The sequence below is a fragment of the Rhizobium sp. RU36D genome (assembly GCF_900176345.1).
In the GTDB taxonomy this organism is placed as follows: Bacteria; Pseudomonadota; Alphaproteobacteria; order Rhizobiales; family Rhizobiaceae; genus Allorhizobium.
On sequence record NZ_FWXU01000001.1, the window covers coordinates 457,241 to 473,322 of the forward strand.

The 16,082-nt window shown below is 60.3% G+C and carries 16 protein-coding genes; 4 read left to right on the plus strand and 12 right to left on the minus strand.

Annotated features, from left to right (window positions below; genetic code table 11):
• Positions 1-16: 16 nt before the first annotated feature.
• On the minus strand, positions 17-2,104 hold the full coding sequence (gene glgX / locus B9A97_RS02210) for a glycogen debranching protein GlgX (protein ID WP_084363496.1): 2,088 nt from the start codon (positions 2,102-2,104) through the stop codon (positions 17-19).
• Between the two features lie 156 nt (positions 2,105-2,260).
• On the opposite strand from glgX, the gene B9A97_RS02215 reads away from it, so the two are divergent.
• Positions 2,261-3,043, plus strand: coding sequence for an SDR family oxidoreductase (locus B9A97_RS02215; protein WP_084363497.1), 783 nt, complete (start codon positions 2,261-2,263; stop codon positions 3,041-3,043).
• Positions 3,044-3,048: 5 nt separating this feature from the next.
• On the opposite strand, the gene B9A97_RS02220 is transcribed toward B9A97_RS02215, so the two are convergent.
• Both B9A97_RS02220 and B9A97_RS02225 read right to left on the minus strand, forming a co-directional pair.
• Positions 3,049-3,525 carry an MgtC/SapB family protein gene (locus B9A97_RS02220; RefSeq protein WP_084363323.1) on the minus strand — a complete coding sequence of 159 codons (477 nt, stop codon included), beginning with the start codon at positions 3,523-3,525 and terminating at the stop codon, positions 3,049-3,051.
• 62 nt (positions 3,526-3,587) lie between these two features.
• The gene (locus tag B9A97_RS02225; RefSeq protein WP_084363324.1) at positions 3,588-3,974 is read right to left on the minus strand and encodes a hypothetical protein; all 387 of its coding nucleotides are present in this window, start codon (positions 3,972-3,974) and stop codon (positions 3,588-3,590) included.
• Between the two features lie 155 nt (positions 3,975-4,129).
• On the opposite strand from B9A97_RS02225, the gene B9A97_RS02230 reads away from it, so the two are divergent.
• Complete coding sequence (locus B9A97_RS02230; RefSeq protein WP_084363325.1) at positions 4,130-4,375, plus strand: hypothetical protein; 246 nt, start codon at positions 4,130-4,132, stop codon at positions 4,373-4,375.
• Between the two features lie 100 nt (positions 4,376-4,475).
• Here the strand turns inward: B9A97_RS02230 and B9A97_RS02235 are convergent, their stop codons facing one another.
• The 7 genes from B9A97_RS02235 to B9A97_RS02265 form a co-directional block, all read right to left on the minus strand.
• Positions 4,476-4,787 (minus strand): BON domain-containing protein, encoded by a 312-nt coding sequence (locus tag B9A97_RS02235; RefSeq protein WP_084363326.1) that lies wholly within the window; start codon positions 4,785-4,787, stop codon positions 4,476-4,478.
• A gap of 62 nt (positions 4,788-4,849) precedes the next feature.
• On the minus strand, positions 4,850-5,962 hold the full coding sequence (locus B9A97_RS02240; RefSeq protein WP_084363327.1) for a glycoside hydrolase family 88/105 protein: 1,113 nt from the start codon (positions 5,960-5,962) through the stop codon (positions 4,850-4,852).
• 4 nt (positions 5,963-5,966) lie between these two features.
• Positions 5,967-7,478: a polygalacturonase PglA gene (locus B9A97_RS02245; protein ID WP_084363328.1), complete on the minus strand. Its 1,512-nt coding sequence runs from the start codon at positions 7,476-7,478 to the stop codon at positions 5,967-5,969.
• A gap of 51 nt (positions 7,479-7,529) precedes the next feature.
• Positions 7,530-8,789 (minus strand): ABC transporter substrate-binding protein, encoded by a 1,260-nt coding sequence (locus tag B9A97_RS02250; protein ID WP_084363329.1) that lies wholly within the window; start codon positions 8,787-8,789, stop codon positions 7,530-7,532.
• Positions 8,786-9,946 (minus strand): ABC transporter ATP-binding protein, encoded by a 1,161-nt coding sequence (locus B9A97_RS02255; RefSeq protein ID WP_084363330.1) that lies wholly within the window; start codon positions 9,944-9,946, stop codon positions 8,786-8,788. The genes B9A97_RS02250 and B9A97_RS02255 overlap by 4 nt, the downstream gene beginning before the upstream one ends.
• A 3-nt stretch (positions 9,947-9,949) precedes the next feature.
• Positions 9,950-10,726: a carbohydrate ABC transporter permease gene (locus B9A97_RS02260; protein ID WP_348532390.1), complete on the minus strand. Its 777-nt coding sequence runs from the start codon at positions 10,724-10,726 to the stop codon at positions 9,950-9,952.
• Positions 10,727-10,869: 143 nt separating this feature from the next.
• Entirely contained in the window at positions 10,870-11,754 is an 885-nt protein-coding gene (locus tag B9A97_RS02265) for a carbohydrate ABC transporter permease (protein ID WP_084363332.1), read from the minus strand.
• A 269-nt stretch (positions 11,755-12,023) separates the two neighbouring features.
• On the opposite strand from B9A97_RS02265, the gene B9A97_RS02275 reads away from it, so the two are divergent.
• Positions 12,024-12,947 carry a helix-turn-helix transcriptional regulator gene (locus B9A97_RS02275; protein WP_084363334.1) on the plus strand — a complete coding sequence of 308 codons (924 nt, stop codon included), beginning with the start codon at positions 12,024-12,026 and terminating at the stop codon, positions 12,945-12,947.
• Between the two features lie 9 nt (positions 12,948-12,956).
• Here the strand turns inward: B9A97_RS02275 and B9A97_RS02280 are convergent, their stop codons facing one another.
• The gene (locus tag B9A97_RS02280) at positions 12,957-13,865 is read right to left on the minus strand and encodes a sugar kinase (protein WP_084363335.1); all 909 of its coding nucleotides are present in this window, start codon (positions 13,863-13,865) and stop codon (positions 12,957-12,959) included.
• Complete coding sequence (locus tag B9A97_RS02285) at positions 13,862-14,563, minus strand: GntR family transcriptional regulator (protein ID WP_084363336.1); 702 nt, start codon at positions 14,561-14,563, stop codon at positions 13,862-13,864. The genes B9A97_RS02280 and B9A97_RS02285 overlap by 4 nt, the downstream gene beginning before the upstream one ends.
• 95 nt (positions 14,564-14,658) lie before the next feature.
• Here B9A97_RS02285 and uxaC point away from each other — a divergent pair, with 95 nt between their 5' ends.
• Positions 14,659-16,065: a glucuronate isomerase gene (gene uxaC, locus B9A97_RS02290; protein WP_084363337.1), complete on the plus strand. Its 1,407-nt coding sequence runs from the start codon at positions 14,659-14,661 to the stop codon at positions 16,063-16,065.
• Positions 16,066-16,082: the final 17 nt, after the last annotated feature.

The following is a 16,082-nucleotide window of genomic DNA, read 5'->3' on the forward strand; positions in this document are numbered from 1 at the left end:
ACGGCTGCAGCCTCTATCACGTATCGCCAACCATGCGGAACAGGGCAAGACTGCGCGGCGGCATCTTGAGGCTCTCGCCGGGATCGAGATGGTCGGCGGTCATGTCGGCATCGCCGGTTGTCAGCTCAAGCACCCAGCGCTTGCCGTTTTCCGGAATGCTGAACTCCATCTCGCTGTCGATGGGGTTGAAGAACACCATGATCTCTGACCAGACACCTTCCTGATCCCGCAGATCATCACGCTGCAGATGCATGACAAGGGCGTTGTCGGCAAGCCAGTCGTCCGGCAACTGGCGCCCGCCGGTATAGTTGTACCAGTCGATGATCATGCCATCGCGCCAGTTTTCGCGACGTAGCAGCGGCTGCTGCCGGCGCATCTCGATCAGCTTGCGGGTAAACTCGCGCAGCTCATCGCAGGTCGGCGGCAGGTTTTCCCAATGCAGCCAGCTGATCTCGCTGTCCTGGCAATAGCCGTTGTTGTTGCCCATCTGCGAGCGGCCGAATTCGTCACCTGCCAGCAGCATCGGCGTACCGTGCGAGAAGAACAGCGTCGCGAGGAAATTGCGCTTTTGCCGCTCGCGCAGGGCAATGATGCCCTCGTCTTCGGTCGGTCCCTCTGCGCCGTAGTTATGGCTGCGATTGTGGTCGTGACCGTCCTTGTTGTCTTCGCCATTGTCCTCGTTGTGCTTGCCGTCATAGGAGACGAGATCGTTGAGCGTGAAGCCGTCATGGGCAGTGATGAAGTTGACGCTGGCCCAGGGGCGCCGGCCACGCTGGTCATAGATGTCACCGGAGCCCAGCAGCCGCGCCGCGAAATCCGGTGCGGTGTTATCGCTGTTCAGCCAGTATTCCCGCGTGGAGTCGCGATACTTGTCGTTCCATTCGGCCCAGCCGGGCGGGAAGCCGCCGACCTGATAGCCACCCGGGCCGATATCCCAGGGCTCGCCGATCAACTTGACGCGCGAAAGGATGGGGCACTGGGTGACAGCATCGAAAAAGCCGCTGCGCTGGTCGAAGCCTTCGGGCTCGCGACCAAGGATGGTTCCGAGATCGAAGCGGAAACCATCGACATGCATGTCCTCCGCCCAGTAGCGCAGGGAATCCATCACCATCTGCAGTACCCGGGGATGGGACGTATTGACCGTGTTTCCGGTGCCGGTGTCATTGATGTAGTAGCGATGCTGGTCCGGCATCGTTCGGTAATAGGAGAAATTGTCGATGCCCTTGAAGGACAAGGTCGGCCCGAGTTCGTTACCCTCGGCGGTATGGTTGTAGACCACGTCGAGGATGACCTCGATACCGCCATCGTGGAAGGCCCGCACCATGTCGCGGAAGCCCTGGATGCCGCGGGGGCCGTAATACCGCGATGCCGGTGAGAAGAAGCCGATCGTGTTGTAGCCCCAATAGTTCTTCAGCCCCTTGTCCAGAAGATGGGCGTCATCGGGGAAGGAATGGATCGGCAGCAGCTCCACCGAGGTAATGCCGAGGCTCTTGATGTAATCGACCGCCGCCTTGTGGCCCAGCCCTTCGAACGTCCCGCGCAGTTCCTGCGGAATCGCCGGATTGAGCATGGTGAAGCCCTTGACGTGGGTTTCGTACACGATGGTGTCGGCCCAGCCGACCGCGGGCCTCCGGTCATTGCCCCAATCGATTGCAGCGGGGTCGATCACCCGGCATTTCGGCATGCCCTGCGCATTGTCTTCGTCGTTGAAGCTGAGGTCCTTGTCCTCGCTATCGAGGATGTAGCCGAAATGCGCCGGCGACCAGGCGATATCGCCAACCAGTTCCCGAGCATAGGGGTCCAGAAGCAGCTTGTTGGCGTTGAAGCGATGCCCGTTTTCCGGATCATAGGGTCCGTGCACCCGGAAGCCATAAAGCGCACCGGGCTTCAGCCCCGGAACATAGCCGTGCCAGACTTCATTTGTATATTCCGGCAGCTCCAGACGCGCGACTTCGATCTTGCCGCTCGCATCATAGATGCAAAGCTCGACCCGCTCCGCGTGAGCCGAAAAGAGTGCGAAGTTCGTACCTTCGCCGTCGAAGTGTGCGCCCAGCCGCTGCCATTCGCCTGAGGTGATTGAGAATTGCATGTTGCGCGCGTCCATGATGGTGCCCCTGTGACTGACTGCGACAACAATTCCGCGCTGCGGCATTTGTTCCGAGGCCAATGAAATCTGGCCGCCGAGAGATGGTTTGATGAAAAGGAACAAAGGCGAATGAACTTGGTTTCCGAACCGGAAATCATGGCAACGGAGAACAAAATGCAGTCAAGCGATACTGTCGCACTCATCACGGGCGCCGGCTCCGGAATTGGCAAAGCCACCGCTACGCTTCTGGCCAAACGCGGCAGTTATGTCGGTCTACTTGGTCGCAACGAGGAAGAACTGCTTGAGACGCTGAACGAGATCCGGGCCGATGGAGGCGACGGCATGGTGCTGACGGCCGACATTGCCGATAGCAAGGAGATGCGCGTGGCAGCGGATCGGCTGTTCGCTGTGCGTGGTCGCCTTGATAGTGTCGTTGCAAGCGCTGGCGTCAACGGCGTCTGGGCCCCGATCGACGACCTGACGCCGGAGGAGTGGGACAAGACCATCGCCATCAATCTGCGCGGCACCTATCTGACGCTTCATCATACGGTTCCGAAGATGAAACAGACCGGCGGCGGCGCCATCGTCGTGGTGTCCTCGATCAACGGCACGCGCACCTTCACATCGCCTGGTGCAACCGCCTATTCGGCGACCAAGGCCGGACAACTGGCCATGGTACAGCAATTAGCGCTTGAACTCGGCCGACACCAGATTCGGATCAACGCGGTGTGCCCCGGCAAAATCGATACCGAGATCAGCGACAACACCGCGCAGCGCGGTAAGGAAGAGACCGAGATCCCGGTGATCTGGCCGGAAGGTGACATACCGCTGACCCAAGGCGCGGCAGGAAAAGCTCAAGACGTTGCAGAGGTCATCGCCTTTCTGTGCTCCAGCGGCGCACGCCATGTCACGGGAAGCCCGGTCTGGATCGATGGCGGCCAGAGCCTGCTGCGATAGAATTGTTATTCAGCGTCTGACGAACCTGATGCGGCAAGGCGGAGCAGCCACAACACGACGATCGCCAGCACCGTGGCGATCACCGCGATCTGCCAAAAGCCGAGACCGCAGGCAAGCCCGATCGCACCGGAGAACCAGAGCCCGGCACCGGTGGTCAAGCCTTTCACCTCTCCCTTGGCAAAGACGATCGTGCCAGCGGCAAGGAAGGCGACACCCGCGGTGACAGCCTCGATGACCCGCAACGGATCGATCCGGGCGGCATCGGAGGCAAAAGCGTCGTGGTGGGTGATTTCTATCGTGAGGATGGCAACGAGTGCGCTCGCCAGGCAGACGAGAATGTGGGTGCGAAATCCGGCCGCGCGGTTGTTGCGCTCGCGCTCAAAGCCAATGGCGGCGCCACACATCATGGAAACGAACAGCCGGACAAGAATGGTTGTCAAAGGCAACCAGGTGTCCGTGAAGTGATAATCTTCCAGGTTCATGGGTTTTGTTCTTGTAAATGCGGCGACCGCCGATCCTCAAGGACCGGCGGTCGACATTCTTATCAGTGGCTGCCGTTCTTCTCACCGCCACCTGCGGTCACCGAATGTGTGACCGAGACGGGGTCACTGGCGGGAAAGCTGTCCTCAAGCCCTTCGTCCAGCTGGTCTTCAAGCTCATCCCGGTCACCGGAACTGCGAGCGCTTTCCGTCGAGGCAGGCTGGTCGCGATGACGAAACTCCAGCGGCGATTTCAGATCGGTTTCATCGAAGTTGGCGGCCTGCAGCAAGATCACCTTCGCCTTTTCCATCGCATTGGCCCTGTTGATGGAGGTGCCGTCGCCCTGGCGCATCTGCACGGATACCACCTCGCCACCATCTCCTACAAACTCAACGATATAGCCGAGCTTGCCGCCCATTTCCTCATGAACCTGTGTTCCGACGATCTGCATCTATGTCACTCCGGTTGAATTTGTCGGGACTCAAACGTCGATCTCGCGGTCCGGTTCCCTCAGGACAGCAAAGCGCCTCGGCAAAAAGTGGCAGAACAGGCGGAACCTTCGCATCCGACAGGCGTTAAAGCGAGAAAAGTAGCGGAGGAGAAACCATGTCTGAAATCTATTGCGATATCCTGCCCCAGCCCACCGGATGGGTCTTCGCAGTCGAAGGCGCACACTCGCCGGCCTATCCCAGCTATCGACTGGCATATGAAGCCGCGCAACGATATCGCGATACGAGCACCGACGATCGCAACCGCATCGTTCTGCGCCACCAGGATCTCAAGGGCCAGATGCGCCGCGTGACGACCGCAATCGCGGTTCCAGCCTTCCATCGCATCCAGAACGGCCATTAAGCAGTGATGACAATCATAAAATATCCGCAAGGGGCTGGTCTCCTGCGGATACTATGCTGTGTAGGGAAGCCCTGGCGGACCGCCGGGGCTTCGCTCATTCTTATCCCTGGCCGCGAGGACCGACCGCCAGATTGACCGACACCTTGCGAACGCCGGGAACGGACAAGGCGATCTCAACAGCTCTGTCGATCTCCGCTGGCCACATCACCGTGCCCGAAAGGCAGATTTCATGGTCGATCGCAGTGACAGAAATTGCTGTTGCATCGACACCATCGGAAACCGCCAGGGCCGTTGCAACGGCACCCTCGATGGCGGTTTTATTGTTGAATTTGATCTCCGTTTCAGGAGTTTCCCCGAAGAACCGCGGCGGCTTTTGTACCATTGTCTCACTCTCCTCGTAGGCCCGAAGCATCAGGCGACGCGCCCCTTCAGCGTGCTAACGCAAGGCGGAGAGATTGGTTCATCTGATTTTTCTCATGATGTCACGGCATCGACCGCCCTGTGGGTCTGGCGCTCCAACAGCTGCTCAGCATAGGCCATCATCATCGGCCCCACTCCCTTGATGTCGTCGTCTCGCAACTCCTCGGTGATGTAATAGGCAGCACTGCCGTCACGATAACGACCGCTAAAACCTCCAAGCCCCGCGACACAGCAGATGCCGCCCAGAACCGGCCGCATACCGGGCCTGCTCTTGAGAGCATGCAGCTCCAAGGCGGAAAGCGCCCTACGCCCGATATCGCCATCCACACCGGCAATCCCCAACCTTTCGGCCTTCTGGAAGACATAGGCAAACATGGCCGTCGCGGAACTCTCGGCGTAATTACCAGGCAAGTCAGGATCATCGACAACCTGCAGCCACCGCCCATCGGCAGTGCGCAATGCGGCGAGCCGTGATAGAAGTGCCGACAGCTTGTCCGCCAATCTCTCCCGCCCCTGCCCCTCGGGCAAAACCGCGACGAGATCGACAAGGGCCATGCTCATCCAGCCGATCGCCCGGCCCCAATGGGCGCTGGACAGCCCCGTTGTGGGATGAGCCCAGGCCTGCAGCCGACGCTCATCATAGCCATGGCGGTAAAGACCAGTCGGCGGGTCGAAGGTCAGGTCCAGGGCCGATAGTGTCTCGTCCACCGCCTCTTGCACCAGAGACGGCATCTGCAGGAGCGCTCCGGCCTCGGCCTTGAACGGCTGGCTCATGTAGAGCCCGTCGAGCCAGACCTGGTGCGGATATCGAAGCTTATGCCAATGGCACCCGGCAGAAATGCGCGGATGAGCCCGCAATTGCTGGATCTGCGCCTCAATGGCCTTGCGATAGCGTTCATCACCGGTCAGGCGGAACAGATAGATCAACGCACGGCCGGAGAGGATATTGTCGATGTTGAATTCCTCGATCGCATAGCCCCTGAGATTGCCGACACTATCGATCTGGCCGTCGACCAGCCGGCGCAGATGCGCCAGCCAGCGGTTGTCGCCGGTCGCCTCATGAAGGGCGATCAGGCCGCGATAGAGACACCCGTCCTCGTAACACCAGGCACCATCCTTGTAATAGGCATAGTCGCGGGCATAATCATCAAAATAGGAGTTCAACATGGTATCAGACGGGTTCTTCGAGTTGCGACCGGGCGATCTCGACGCCTGACCTGAGAGAAAATCGGGTATTCTGGGCAATGATCCCACCATGCCGGATGGGTTCGACATGGCACGCCATGACCGGGACGCCGGCTTTGGCGTCATCCGCATAGGTGACGGAGAAACCGTCGATGACGATATCCTCGATCGGCATTTCCGGAAGACCGAGAAACGCGGCCGCCGCTACATGGACATTTTGGGCGCGCAGGCGCCGGATCGTCACCCCCGCTATGCGCGGCGTGGCGTCCGTTACGTCGAGGGGAAGTCGCGACTGCACATAGTCCGAACGTCCGTCCGCATCGCAAAAGTAGAAGGCATTGACCGCAACTGGCGTGAGCACGCCATCCATGTCGCAGTCCTCCAGAAGGATGTCACGCACCTCGCCGCCCCTGCCGCGTCGTGTCTTGATCCTCAAGCCGCGATCGGTGTCGCGCATGGCGCATCTGACAATCCTGACGTGACGAACCGACCCGCTCATTTCGCTGCCGATGACGACGCCGCCATGGCCGCGCTCCATTAGGCAATTGCGAACCGTCACATGCTCGGTGGGGTGATCGAGTCCCCCCTTGGGATCACGCTTTCCCGCTTTGATGGCGATGCAATCATCCCCGACCGAGAAGCGGATGCCGACAAGGTCGACATCACAGGAGCATTCGGGATTGAGACCATCTGTATTGGGAGACTGCGGATCGCTCTCGATCGTCAGACCCGCAGCGACCACATCGGAGCAAAATACGGGATGAACCGTCCAGGCAGGCGAGTTGCGGACCGTGACCCCGGACAGGTTTATTCGTTTTCCATGGGACAGGAACACCGTGCGCGGACGGCGTGCCCCGTCGCGTGTTTCCTTCGGCCAGGTCCACCAGTCGCCCCGGTCTCCGCCGCCGTCGACAATGCCGCTTCCGGTGATGGCTAAATCCTCGCAATCGAGCGCGGTCAGGAGACTGGCATAACATGGCTCGGCCACACCCTCCCATGTCCCGAGAACGCGCCCATCGCCGTGTCTTGCGGGAAGGATCGGGTAGCGGCTGCGATCGGTCAAAGCCTGCAGCACAGCGCCAGGCGCGAGGAGCAAGGTCATGCGGCTTTTCAGGAAAAGCGGCCCGGTCGCCCAGATGCCCGGCGGCACAAGAAGGGTTCCATGATCAGGCAGGCGATCAATCGCTGATTGGATCGCGACCGTATTGTCTGCGGCACCCGGATCGGCACCGACGTCGGCGATATCGACCAACACGCTTTCGGGACCGGTCGAGAACGCCAGCACCGCGTCATCAACCGACAACCGATACGACGTGGCCGGCAACAAGCCCTCGACATGAAAGACCACGGTCTCCGACAACCCGGCAGCGACCATTTGCCCCTGCGCATCCCGCACCGACCAGGCCAGAGGACGCGACAGATGGTAGTGGTGCCGCGAGGCATCCACGGCAAAAGTGGCGGTTCGGGTCGTGGCGACCAGGAGTTCGATGGTTGTCATGGCGCGTATCCGAGTGATGGGGCGGCTCTCACCGAGCCGCCCCGCTTACGGTCACATCCCTCCGAGCACGTCATCGATACCTTCGATGATCTGCTGCGCGGCGGCCTTCGAATCCAGTTGCCCATAGGAAAACTCTTCCAGCGTATCGATGAAGACGCTGCGGATCTTGGGATGTTCGTTGAGCGGCGAAACCGTGGGGCCGGTGCCTGCCATGATGATCTTGTTGGCAGCCGCCAGTTCCGGCTCCACCGACCCGGCATCCATAAGCGCCTTGGCGGCCGCCTTGCTGGCCGGAAGGCCGCGGCTGGAACCGAGGATCTTGATGCCCTCGGGCTCATTCAACAGGCAGTTCAGGATCTGGGCCGCTGCCTTCGGATCCTTCGAGCGCTTGGAGATGGAGAACACCATCGATGGCTTGCGGTAGACACCCTCGGTCACGGCATTGGCGTTCTTCAGCAGCGGCATGGGCGCCAGCTTCTGGCCGTCCTTCAGCGGATCGGCATACTTGGAATAGGTCGAATCCCACTCATATGACCCGGCGATCCGTCCATCGGCCCATTTCGGGTTTTCGAACAGGTTGATATTGCCTTCACCTGCCGAGTCCTTCTGCGACATGACCACGCCCTCGCTCACCATCTTCCCGTAGAAATCGATGGCCGCTGCAAGTTCGTCCTCTGTCCAGGCCACCTTCTTGGCAGCCGGATCGATCAGATCCTTGCCGGTCGACTGGGTCGCATAGAGTGAGATCAGCAAGACCGCGGTCTCCTTCACCGCATTCATCGGATAGCTGTCCGGCCCGTTCTTTTCCTTCAGCGTCTTGGCCGCTGCGAACAACTCATCCCAGGTCTTAGGCAGCGGCACGCCGGCCTTTTCGAAGCTCGTCGTATTGAAGAAGAAGACGCGACCCGTCGTTGATACCGGCAGGCCATTGAGCTTGCCGTTCATGGAGCCGGCGGCCAGTTCCGCATCGGTCCAGTTCGACAGGTCGATCACGTCCTTGTAATCGCGAAGGTCTGCAAAGCCATCTCCGGTCAGGGAGAACAATGGCAGCCAGGGCCAGTTGATCTGCATGATGTCGGCTTCGGTCCCGCCGGCGAGTTGTGTCGTCACCTTTTCCAGATGACCATCAAAGCCCGTGAATTCGGGAGCGACCGTATGTCCGTGCTTTTCGCCACAAACCTTGAGCGCCTCCTGCGTGGCCTTGTGGCGACTGTCGCCACCCCACCAGGACATGCGCAGGTCAGCCGCGAATGCGCTGCTAAGGCTTGATGCCGCAAGGAATGCGGCCATAGTGCTTGCTACCAATCTCATCTCGTTCCTCCCTGATGTGATTTGGATTGAATGCTGGTCTGGCCGATCGCAGCAGCGAGGGAGATGTTCTCCCCGCTCTGGCGATCGAAGATGTGCGCGGCATCTGGCTGCGGCCTCAGCCAGATCTTGTCGTGGCGCAGACGGCCACGGTCATAGCCGGAAGCTGGCGTAACGACGATGAACTTCTGGCTCTCGACCTGAACATGGAGATAGACCTCGTGGCCCATGAATTCGGCATGCGATACCGTGCCGGCCAGCGCATTGTCCGCATCGCTCTCCACGATCTGCAGATGCTGGGGCCGCACACCGAAGATCACTGCTTTCGGGGCATTGGCGGCGAGCCGGGCTCTCAAGCCATCATCGAGGCGCAAGGTCTGGGAACCGAGCCGCAGCAGGCCGTCCGACAATTCGGCGTCGACCAAGTTCATCTCCGGGGAGCCGATGAAGCCTGCGACAAAGGCATTGGCCGGGTGGTTGTACAGCGTCACCGGATCGGAGACCTGCATGATGCGGCCTTCCTTCATGACGCAGATGCGGTCGCCCATGGTCATGGCTTCGGTCTGGTCGTGGGTGACATAGACGACGGTGGACTGCAGCCCGCCCATCTTCAATTGCTTGTGCAGGTCGGTAATGCGTACGCGCATCGAGGCACGCAGCTTCGCGTCGAGATTGGACAGCGGCTCGTCGAACAGGAAGACCTGCGGCTTCTTGATGAGCGCCCGGCCGACGGCCACGCGCTGGGCCTGCCCGCCGGACAACTGCTTCGGCAGCCGCTCCAGCAGTTCGCCGATTTCCAGGATGCCGGAAACCTCCTGGGTTGCCGCCTCGATCTCAGGTTTTGGCCGCCGCTTCAGCCTGAGGCCGAAAGACAGGTTCTTGCGAACCCGCATATGCGGATAGAGCGCATAGTTCTGGAACACCATGGCAATGCCGCGCTCGCCAGGCGCCCGATCGTTGACAAGGCTGTCGCCGATGCGGATCTCACCGCCGGTCACCCGCTCAAGGCCGGCGATCATCCTGAGCGTCGTGGACTTGGCGCAGCCGGACGGACCGACCAGAACCATGAACTCGCCGTCTTCCACCTCAAGATTGATGCCGTGGACGGCCTTGAACCCGCCATAGCTCTTTTCGAGGTTTTTAAGCTGCAGTCTGGCCATGTCTTATCCTTTGATGCCACCGGTGGAGATGCCCTGGATGAAGTATTTCTGCGCCAGGAAGAACACGATGAGCGCCGGCAGGATGGCGAGCACCGACATGGCGAGAATGCGGTTCCATTCGAAGGCTTCGGTCGTGTCGATCGAGAGCTTGAGCGCGAGCGACACCGGGAACTTGTCGACCGAGGAGATGTAGATCAGCGGCCCGAGGAAATCGTTCATTGTCCACATGAACTGGAACAGGCACACCGAGACCAGCGCCGGCGCCAGCAATGGCACGACGATGAAGATCAGCACCTGCCAGGTATTGGCGCCATCGACGCGCGCTGCCTCTTCCATGTCCCGCGGAATTGCCCGCAGGAACTGGACCAGCATGAACACGAAGAAGGCATCGCCGGCAAAGGCGGAGGGAACCCACAGCGGCAGGAAACTATCCAGCCAGCCCAGATCGCGAAACAGCAGGTATTGCGGGATGCGGGTCACCACATTCGGCAGAAGCAGCGTGGCGATCAGGCTCGCAAACAGGATCTTCTTGCCCGGAAAATCGAAGCGCGCAAAACCATAGGCCACGGCCGTGCAGGAGATTGCGGTGCCGATCATCTTCGGAAATACGATCCAGAAGGTGTTCAGGAAGAAATGGCCGAACGTGTATGGCGTGGATGTCTTCCAGCCCTCGATATAGCCGCTCAGCGTCGGCTCCGCAGGTATGAAGCCGGGATTGGCAAAGATTTCAGAATTTGTCTTGAACGAGGCGCCGATCAGCCAGATCAGCGGATAGAGCATCAGCAGTCCGACCGCCCCCAGCAGGATGTAGCGCAAGATGGCGCCGACCGTCTGCCGCCTTTGCTCGCGCTTGGCGACGAGTTCTGCTTCGCTATTGGAACCAAAGGTGTTCGCGGATGTCGTGATGGCATGATCGGTCATCGTCAGCTCCTCTTGTCGCCGGCGTAGTAGACCCAGTGGCGCGAGGACCAGAAGGCGATGAGCGTGAGCACCATGATGATGGCGAACAGGACCCAGGCAATCGCCGAGGCATAGCCCATGTTGAAGCGCTTGAAGGCCTCATCATAGATGTAGAGCGGCAGCAGGTAGGTGGACTTCAGCGGCCCGCCCTGGGTGATGATGTAGGGACCGTTGAATTCCTGGAACGCCTGGACCATCTGCATGATGAGGTTGAAGAAGATGACCGGGGTGATCAGCGGCAGCGTGATGTGCACGAAGGACCGCCAACGCCCCGCACCATCTATCGACGCGGCCTCATAGAGCGCCGGATCGACACTCTGAAGTGCGGCCAGGAAGATCACCATAGCCGAACCGAACTGCCACAGACGCAGCAGCGTGATGGTGAACAGCGCATTTTCCGGATCGCCGAACCAGTTGACCGGCTCGAAGCCGAACAAGGCAAGGCCCATATTGACCAGCCCGACATCGGCGAAAATATACCGCCAGAGCACCGCAATTGCGATCGACCCGCCGAGAATGGAGGGCACATAAAAGGCCGTGCGGAAGAAATTGATGAATTTCAGCCGGTAGTTCAGGATTACCGCGATGAACAGCGCGAAGGCGAGCTTCAGCGGCACGGTCGTGAACACATAGAACAGCGTGACCCACAGCGCCTTGCGGAAATTCCGATCTGACGTGAAGAGCTTCCAATAGTTCTTCAAGCCGACGAAAACCGGTTCGTTCATCAGGTTATAGTCGGTGAAGCTCAGGTAGAAGGAACCGATGAACGGCAGCGCCGTGAAAACCAGGAGGCCGATGATGTAGGGCGACAGGTAGACAAGCCCCATGAAGCGGCTCTCGCCACTCATGACACCGCCCCTTCCGCCGATGCGGCCTCTTTTCCGGCCATCAGGCCATGCGTGTCCGTCAGGAACCTCATAAGAGGCTCACTCCAATATCCCAGATCGTACATCATTATTTCAGGCAGCTCGGCTCCCCTATCGCCACTCCTCAGCGACAAAGGCCAATAATGCCCATACCTCCCAATCATTCCGGCAAAAGCCGGTGACAAATTCCGTTGTGCCGATATTATCCTTCCCAGAGCTGCGACTTGAAATAGAGGCTTCCGGACAAAAAGATGGATAAAATCGAAGGTAGCGTTCTCGGTGGCATGGCGATGAACGCTCTGAGCCTGACCCTCACCCGGTCGGCGATCAAGATGCAGCATTCGCAAAGCTGGAACATCGACAAGGTCAACAGCGTGCATGACCTTTTGATCTGCCTGACCGGCAAGGGCGAATACGAGATCGGCGGCGAAATCATCCAGATGGTGCCCGGCCAGGCCATGCTGATCGAGGCAAACTGCCGGTTCAGGGGACGCACCCTGTCCACCGAACTCTATACCGGCGTCGCCCAGCACTTCAAACTTGACGTGTTCGGCCGCATGGACCTGATCGGCCAGATGCAACTGAAGCGCAGCGTGATGCTGCCGCGATGGGATATGCTCGGCCCCTTGGTGAGCCACTACCGGGAAACGGTGCCGCTGTCCTCCACCACATTCGCACAGCACCATCTCTTCATGGTCTTGCTGATCGAGTTCATCGAAGCGGCCTTCATCGGATGGAAACGACAACAGGCTGTGCCCGTGAACAACCCCGATGCGCTATCCCTCAGCGTAATGGTGGCCGCCAGCCAGATCGCGGCAGACCCGCTGAACGACGAAACGGTGGACAGGGTTCTTTCGTCCGTTCCCTACAATCTCGATTACTTTCGTCGCGAGTTCAGCCGGCAGGTGGGCCTGACACCGCAGAAATACCAGGAGTTCAAGCGCATGGAGCGCGCCATGGGCCTGCTGGCGAGCGGCCGATCGGTAAAGCAGGCAGCCGAATTCGTCGGCTACCATGACAGCTACTATTTCTCGCGCATGTTCAAGCGCTATATCGGCGTCAGCCCGGCAGGCTACAAGGCGGCCGAGAAACGCCATCGCGACGGCAGTTTCCCACGGGGAGAAGAGGATGGACTGGTCGTCTATCCCATTCTGCAACCGAAGATCGAGGCGTAGGCGCCGCGTTCAGATCTGCACGAGCGCACCGCGCGCCCGGATGACCTTAGCGGAAATCGAAGCCCCTGAAGCAATCGCCGCTTCCAAGGGCTGGCCCGCCAGCCGGGCCGTCAGGAAACCCGCATTGAAGCTATCGCCCGCCGCCGTGGTATCCACCACGTCAGTGACCGGGACCGGCTGATAACGCACTTGCCCTTCCTGCTCATCCTCGGCGACCACCTCGCCGGCACCGTTCTTCACGACGACAGTCCGCACACCGGCCGCGCGGTAGCGGGCGATCGTCGCTTCGGGCGTGGCATCGCCGAAATTGGGACCATCCTCGTCAAAGGAGGGTAGCACGACATCGGCAACCGAGGCTGCTTCGGACACCGCCGCGCACATGGTTGCCACATCCGGCCACAGCCGAAGTCGCATATTCGGATCGAACACCACGAGCGCGCCAGCCGCACGGGCCTCGCGCAAGACGGTCAGAAGGTTGGCGCGATGTTCCGCGGAAAGGATCGCCAGCGTGATGCCGGAGAACAGCAGCAAGGTCTTGCCGGCGACGGCCGCGCGCAGCCGCGCCGGGTCTTCGGCCAGCAGTTTCGCCGCCGAGCGGTCACGCCAGTAGATGAAACTGCGCTCGCCCTTTTCCAGCTCGATCATGTAGAGCCCGACGGTACGATCCCCGACACGCGCCACATGCTGGGTGCCGATACCGGCATCCGCGATGAAGGACAGCATGCGGTCTGAGATCCGGTCGGTACCAACGGCCGAACAATAATCGACCGATGCCCCGGCCGGCAGAAGCCGCCGCAGGTACCAGGCCGAATTGAAGCTGTCTCCGGCGAAGTTGCGATTGAACGTCCCATCCTCGCGGGGAGCCAGTTCAACCATGCATTCGCCGATGGTCATGATGCTGTGGGCGTGTCCCGTCATGTCTCTTCCGTTGCGAAATATTGCCCGTAACTCTCGCGGATGCGACCGATGATCGACTTGATCCGCGACAGATGAATTCTCATGGCAGCAGCAGCTGCGTCGCCATCCTGCTTCCTCAGAGCCGCCATGATGTCCTTGTGGTCGTCTAACGCACTTTGGGCGCCAAAGGAAAGGCTGAGATAACGCACGCGATCCATATGCGCCTTGCTCTCGCGGATCAGCGACCAGGCGAAGTCATGGCCGGACATGTCACAGATACGCTTGTGGAACAGATCGTCCAGGGAGTGAAAAAGCACGCGGTCACCCTTGTCGATGGCCGCCTGCTGCTGGACGATCAGGTCGTCAAGCTCATCCATTTGCGCCCCGGTCAGCCGCTCGCTGGCGGCCCTGACCGTCTCCATCTCCAGCGCCGTTCGGATGAAGCGCGCTTCCAGCACGTCCTTCTCGGAAATCTGCGTGACGATGGTGGCCCGCTGCGGACGAATCAGCAGGAAACCGAGCTGCGAAAGCCGGTAGAACGCGTCGCGTACGGGTTGCCGCGACACCCCCATCTGCTTCGACACTTCGAGTTCCGAAAGCTTGGTGCCGGGCACGAGATCGAGCTCGATGACCCTTTGATAAAGCTGCTCGAAAACGAGGTCCGTGACGGACGGCCCGCGCGGAATGTCCACAGCCCGCAGCTGAACCTGATCAGCCATTTCCCCTCCCATTGACTCGTTTTGCATACTAACATATTAGTTTGCGGGCGAAATGCAATCTGCCTTTCGCGGGAGGTGGCAACAGCTGGGAGGCTATGGCATTGCTGCATGAGGATCGGCTTTTTCCTATCGAACCGACGGCGCGCAGTCTCGCCAGAGAGCTGTATGACGGCGTTCGCAACCTGCCGATCGTAAGTCCGCACGGACATACAGACCCACGCTGGTATGCCGAAAACGAGCCCTTCCCGGATCCCGCGCAGCTTTTCGTCACGCCGGACCATTACGTCTTCCGCATGCTCTGCTCGCAGGGCATTCCGCTCACATCCCTTGGCGTTCCCCGCATCGACGGCGGACCGACCGAGACCGATGGACGCAAGATCTGGAAGCTGTTTGCCGAAAATTTCCACCTGTTTCGCGGCACGCCGAGCCGCCTGTGGGTCGAGCAGTCCTTCGCGGATGTCTTCGGCCTGACCAAGCGCTTTTCCGCCGAGACGGCAGACGAGTTCTACGATCACATCGCCGATTGCCTGGCAAAGCCGGAGTTCCGTCCGCGCGCCCTGTTCGAGCGCTTCAACATTGAGGCGATCGCCACGACGGAAAGCCCGCTCGACGAGCTGAAATGGCATGAGATGATCCGCCAGTCCGGTTGGAAGGGCAAGGTGGTCACCGCCTATCGTCCGGATGCGGTGATCGATCCGGAATTCGAAGGTTTTGCTGGCAATATCGAGCGCTTCGGTGCCTTGGCCGGAACCGATGCAACGACCTGGCAGGGCTATCTCGAAGCCCATCGCAACAGGCGCGCCTTCTTCAAGTCATACGGCGCCACCAGCTCAGACCACGGCCATGCCACCGCCCGCACAGAGGACCTGCCACAGGCAGATGCGGCAGCCCTGTTTGCCAAGGCGCTCAAGGGCCAGTGCAGCCCCGCAGAAGCCGACGCGTTCCGCGGCCATATGCTGACCGAGATGGCGCGCATGAGCCTGGAAGACGGGTTGGTGCTGCAGATCCATCCCGGTTCCTATCGCAATCACTCGTCCGCCACGATGGCTATGCATGGCCGCGACAAGGGCTTCGATATTCCGACCCGCACGGATTATGTCCGCGCCCTGAAGCCGATGCTGGATGCAGTCGGCATGCGGCCGGACCTGACCATCATTCTGTTCACGCTGGATGAGACAAGTTATTCGCGGGAACTCGCGCCGCTGGCCGGAGCCTATCCCGCGCTCAAGCTCGGCCCCGCCTGGTGGTTCTTCGACAGCGCCGAGGGCATGCGCCGTTTCCGCGAATTGACGACCGAAACGGCCGGTTTCTACAACACGGTCGGCTTCAATGACGACACCCGCGCATTCTGCTCGATCCCGGCGCGCCACGACGTGGCCCGGCGCGTGGACTGCGCCTATCTCGCAACGCTTGTCGCAACAGGCCGCCTCGATGAGGACGAGGCACCTGCGGTGGCGCATGACCTGGCCTACCGGCTGGCAAAGGAAGCTTACCGGCTGTGAAATCAGCCATTCAAGAG

Excerpts from the sequence above, each read along its gene's own strand:
- glgX (WP_084363496.1), bottom strand. The coding sequence starts at position 2,104 with ATGGACGCGCGCAACATGCAATTCTCAATCACCTCAGGCGAATGGCAG.
- B9A97_RS02215 (WP_084363497.1), top strand. The coding sequence starts at position 2,261 with ATGCAGTCAAGCGATACTGTCGCACTCATCACGGGCGCCGGCTCCGGA.
- B9A97_RS02220 (WP_084363323.1), bottom strand. The coding sequence starts at position 3,525 with ATGAACCTGGAAGATTATCACTTCACGGACACCTGGTTGCCTTTGACA.
- B9A97_RS02225 (WP_084363324.1), bottom strand. The coding sequence starts at position 3,974 with ATGCAGATCGTCGGAACACAGGTTCATGAGGAAATGGGCGGCAAGCTC.
- B9A97_RS02230 (WP_084363325.1), top strand. The coding sequence starts at position 4,130 with ATGTCTGAAATCTATTGCGATATCCTGCCCCAGCCCACCGGATGGGTC.
- B9A97_RS02235 (WP_084363326.1), bottom strand. The coding sequence starts at position 4,787 with ATGCTTCGGGCCTACGAGGAGAGTGAGACAATGGTACAAAAGCCGCCG.
- B9A97_RS02240 (WP_084363327.1), bottom strand. The coding sequence starts at position 5,962 with ATGTTGAACTCCTATTTTGATGATTATGCCCGCGACTATGCCTATTAC.
- B9A97_RS02245 (WP_084363328.1), bottom strand. The coding sequence starts at position 7,478 with ATGACAACCATCGAACTCCTGGTCGCCACGACCCGAACCGCCACTTTT.
- B9A97_RS02250 (WP_084363329.1), bottom strand. The coding sequence starts at position 8,789 with ATGAGATTGGTAGCAAGCACTATGGCCGCATTCCTTGCGGCATCAAGC.
- B9A97_RS02255 (WP_084363330.1), bottom strand. The coding sequence starts at position 9,946 with ATGGCCAGACTGCAGCTTAAAAACCTCGAAAAGAGCTATGGCGGGTTC.
- B9A97_RS02260 (WP_348532390.1), bottom strand. The coding sequence starts at position 10,726 with ATGCTCTATCCGCTGATCTGGCTGATCGGCGCCTCGTTCAAGACAAAT.
- B9A97_RS02265 (WP_084363332.1), bottom strand. The coding sequence starts at position 11,754 with ATGAGTGGCGAGAGCCGCTTCATGGGGCTTGTCTACCTGTCGCCCTAC.
- B9A97_RS02275 (WP_084363334.1), top strand. The coding sequence starts at position 12,024 with ATGGATAAAATCGAAGGTAGCGTTCTCGGTGGCATGGCGATGAACGCT.
- B9A97_RS02280 (WP_084363335.1), bottom strand. The coding sequence starts at position 13,865 with ATGACGGGACACGCCCACAGCATCATGACCATCGGCGAATGCATGGTT.
- B9A97_RS02285 (WP_084363336.1), bottom strand. The coding sequence starts at position 14,563 with ATGGCTGATCAGGTTCAGCTGCGGGCTGTGGACATTCCGCGCGGGCCG.
- uxaC (WP_084363337.1), top strand. The coding sequence starts at position 14,659 with ATGGCATTGCTGCATGAGGATCGGCTTTTTCCTATCGAACCGACGGCG.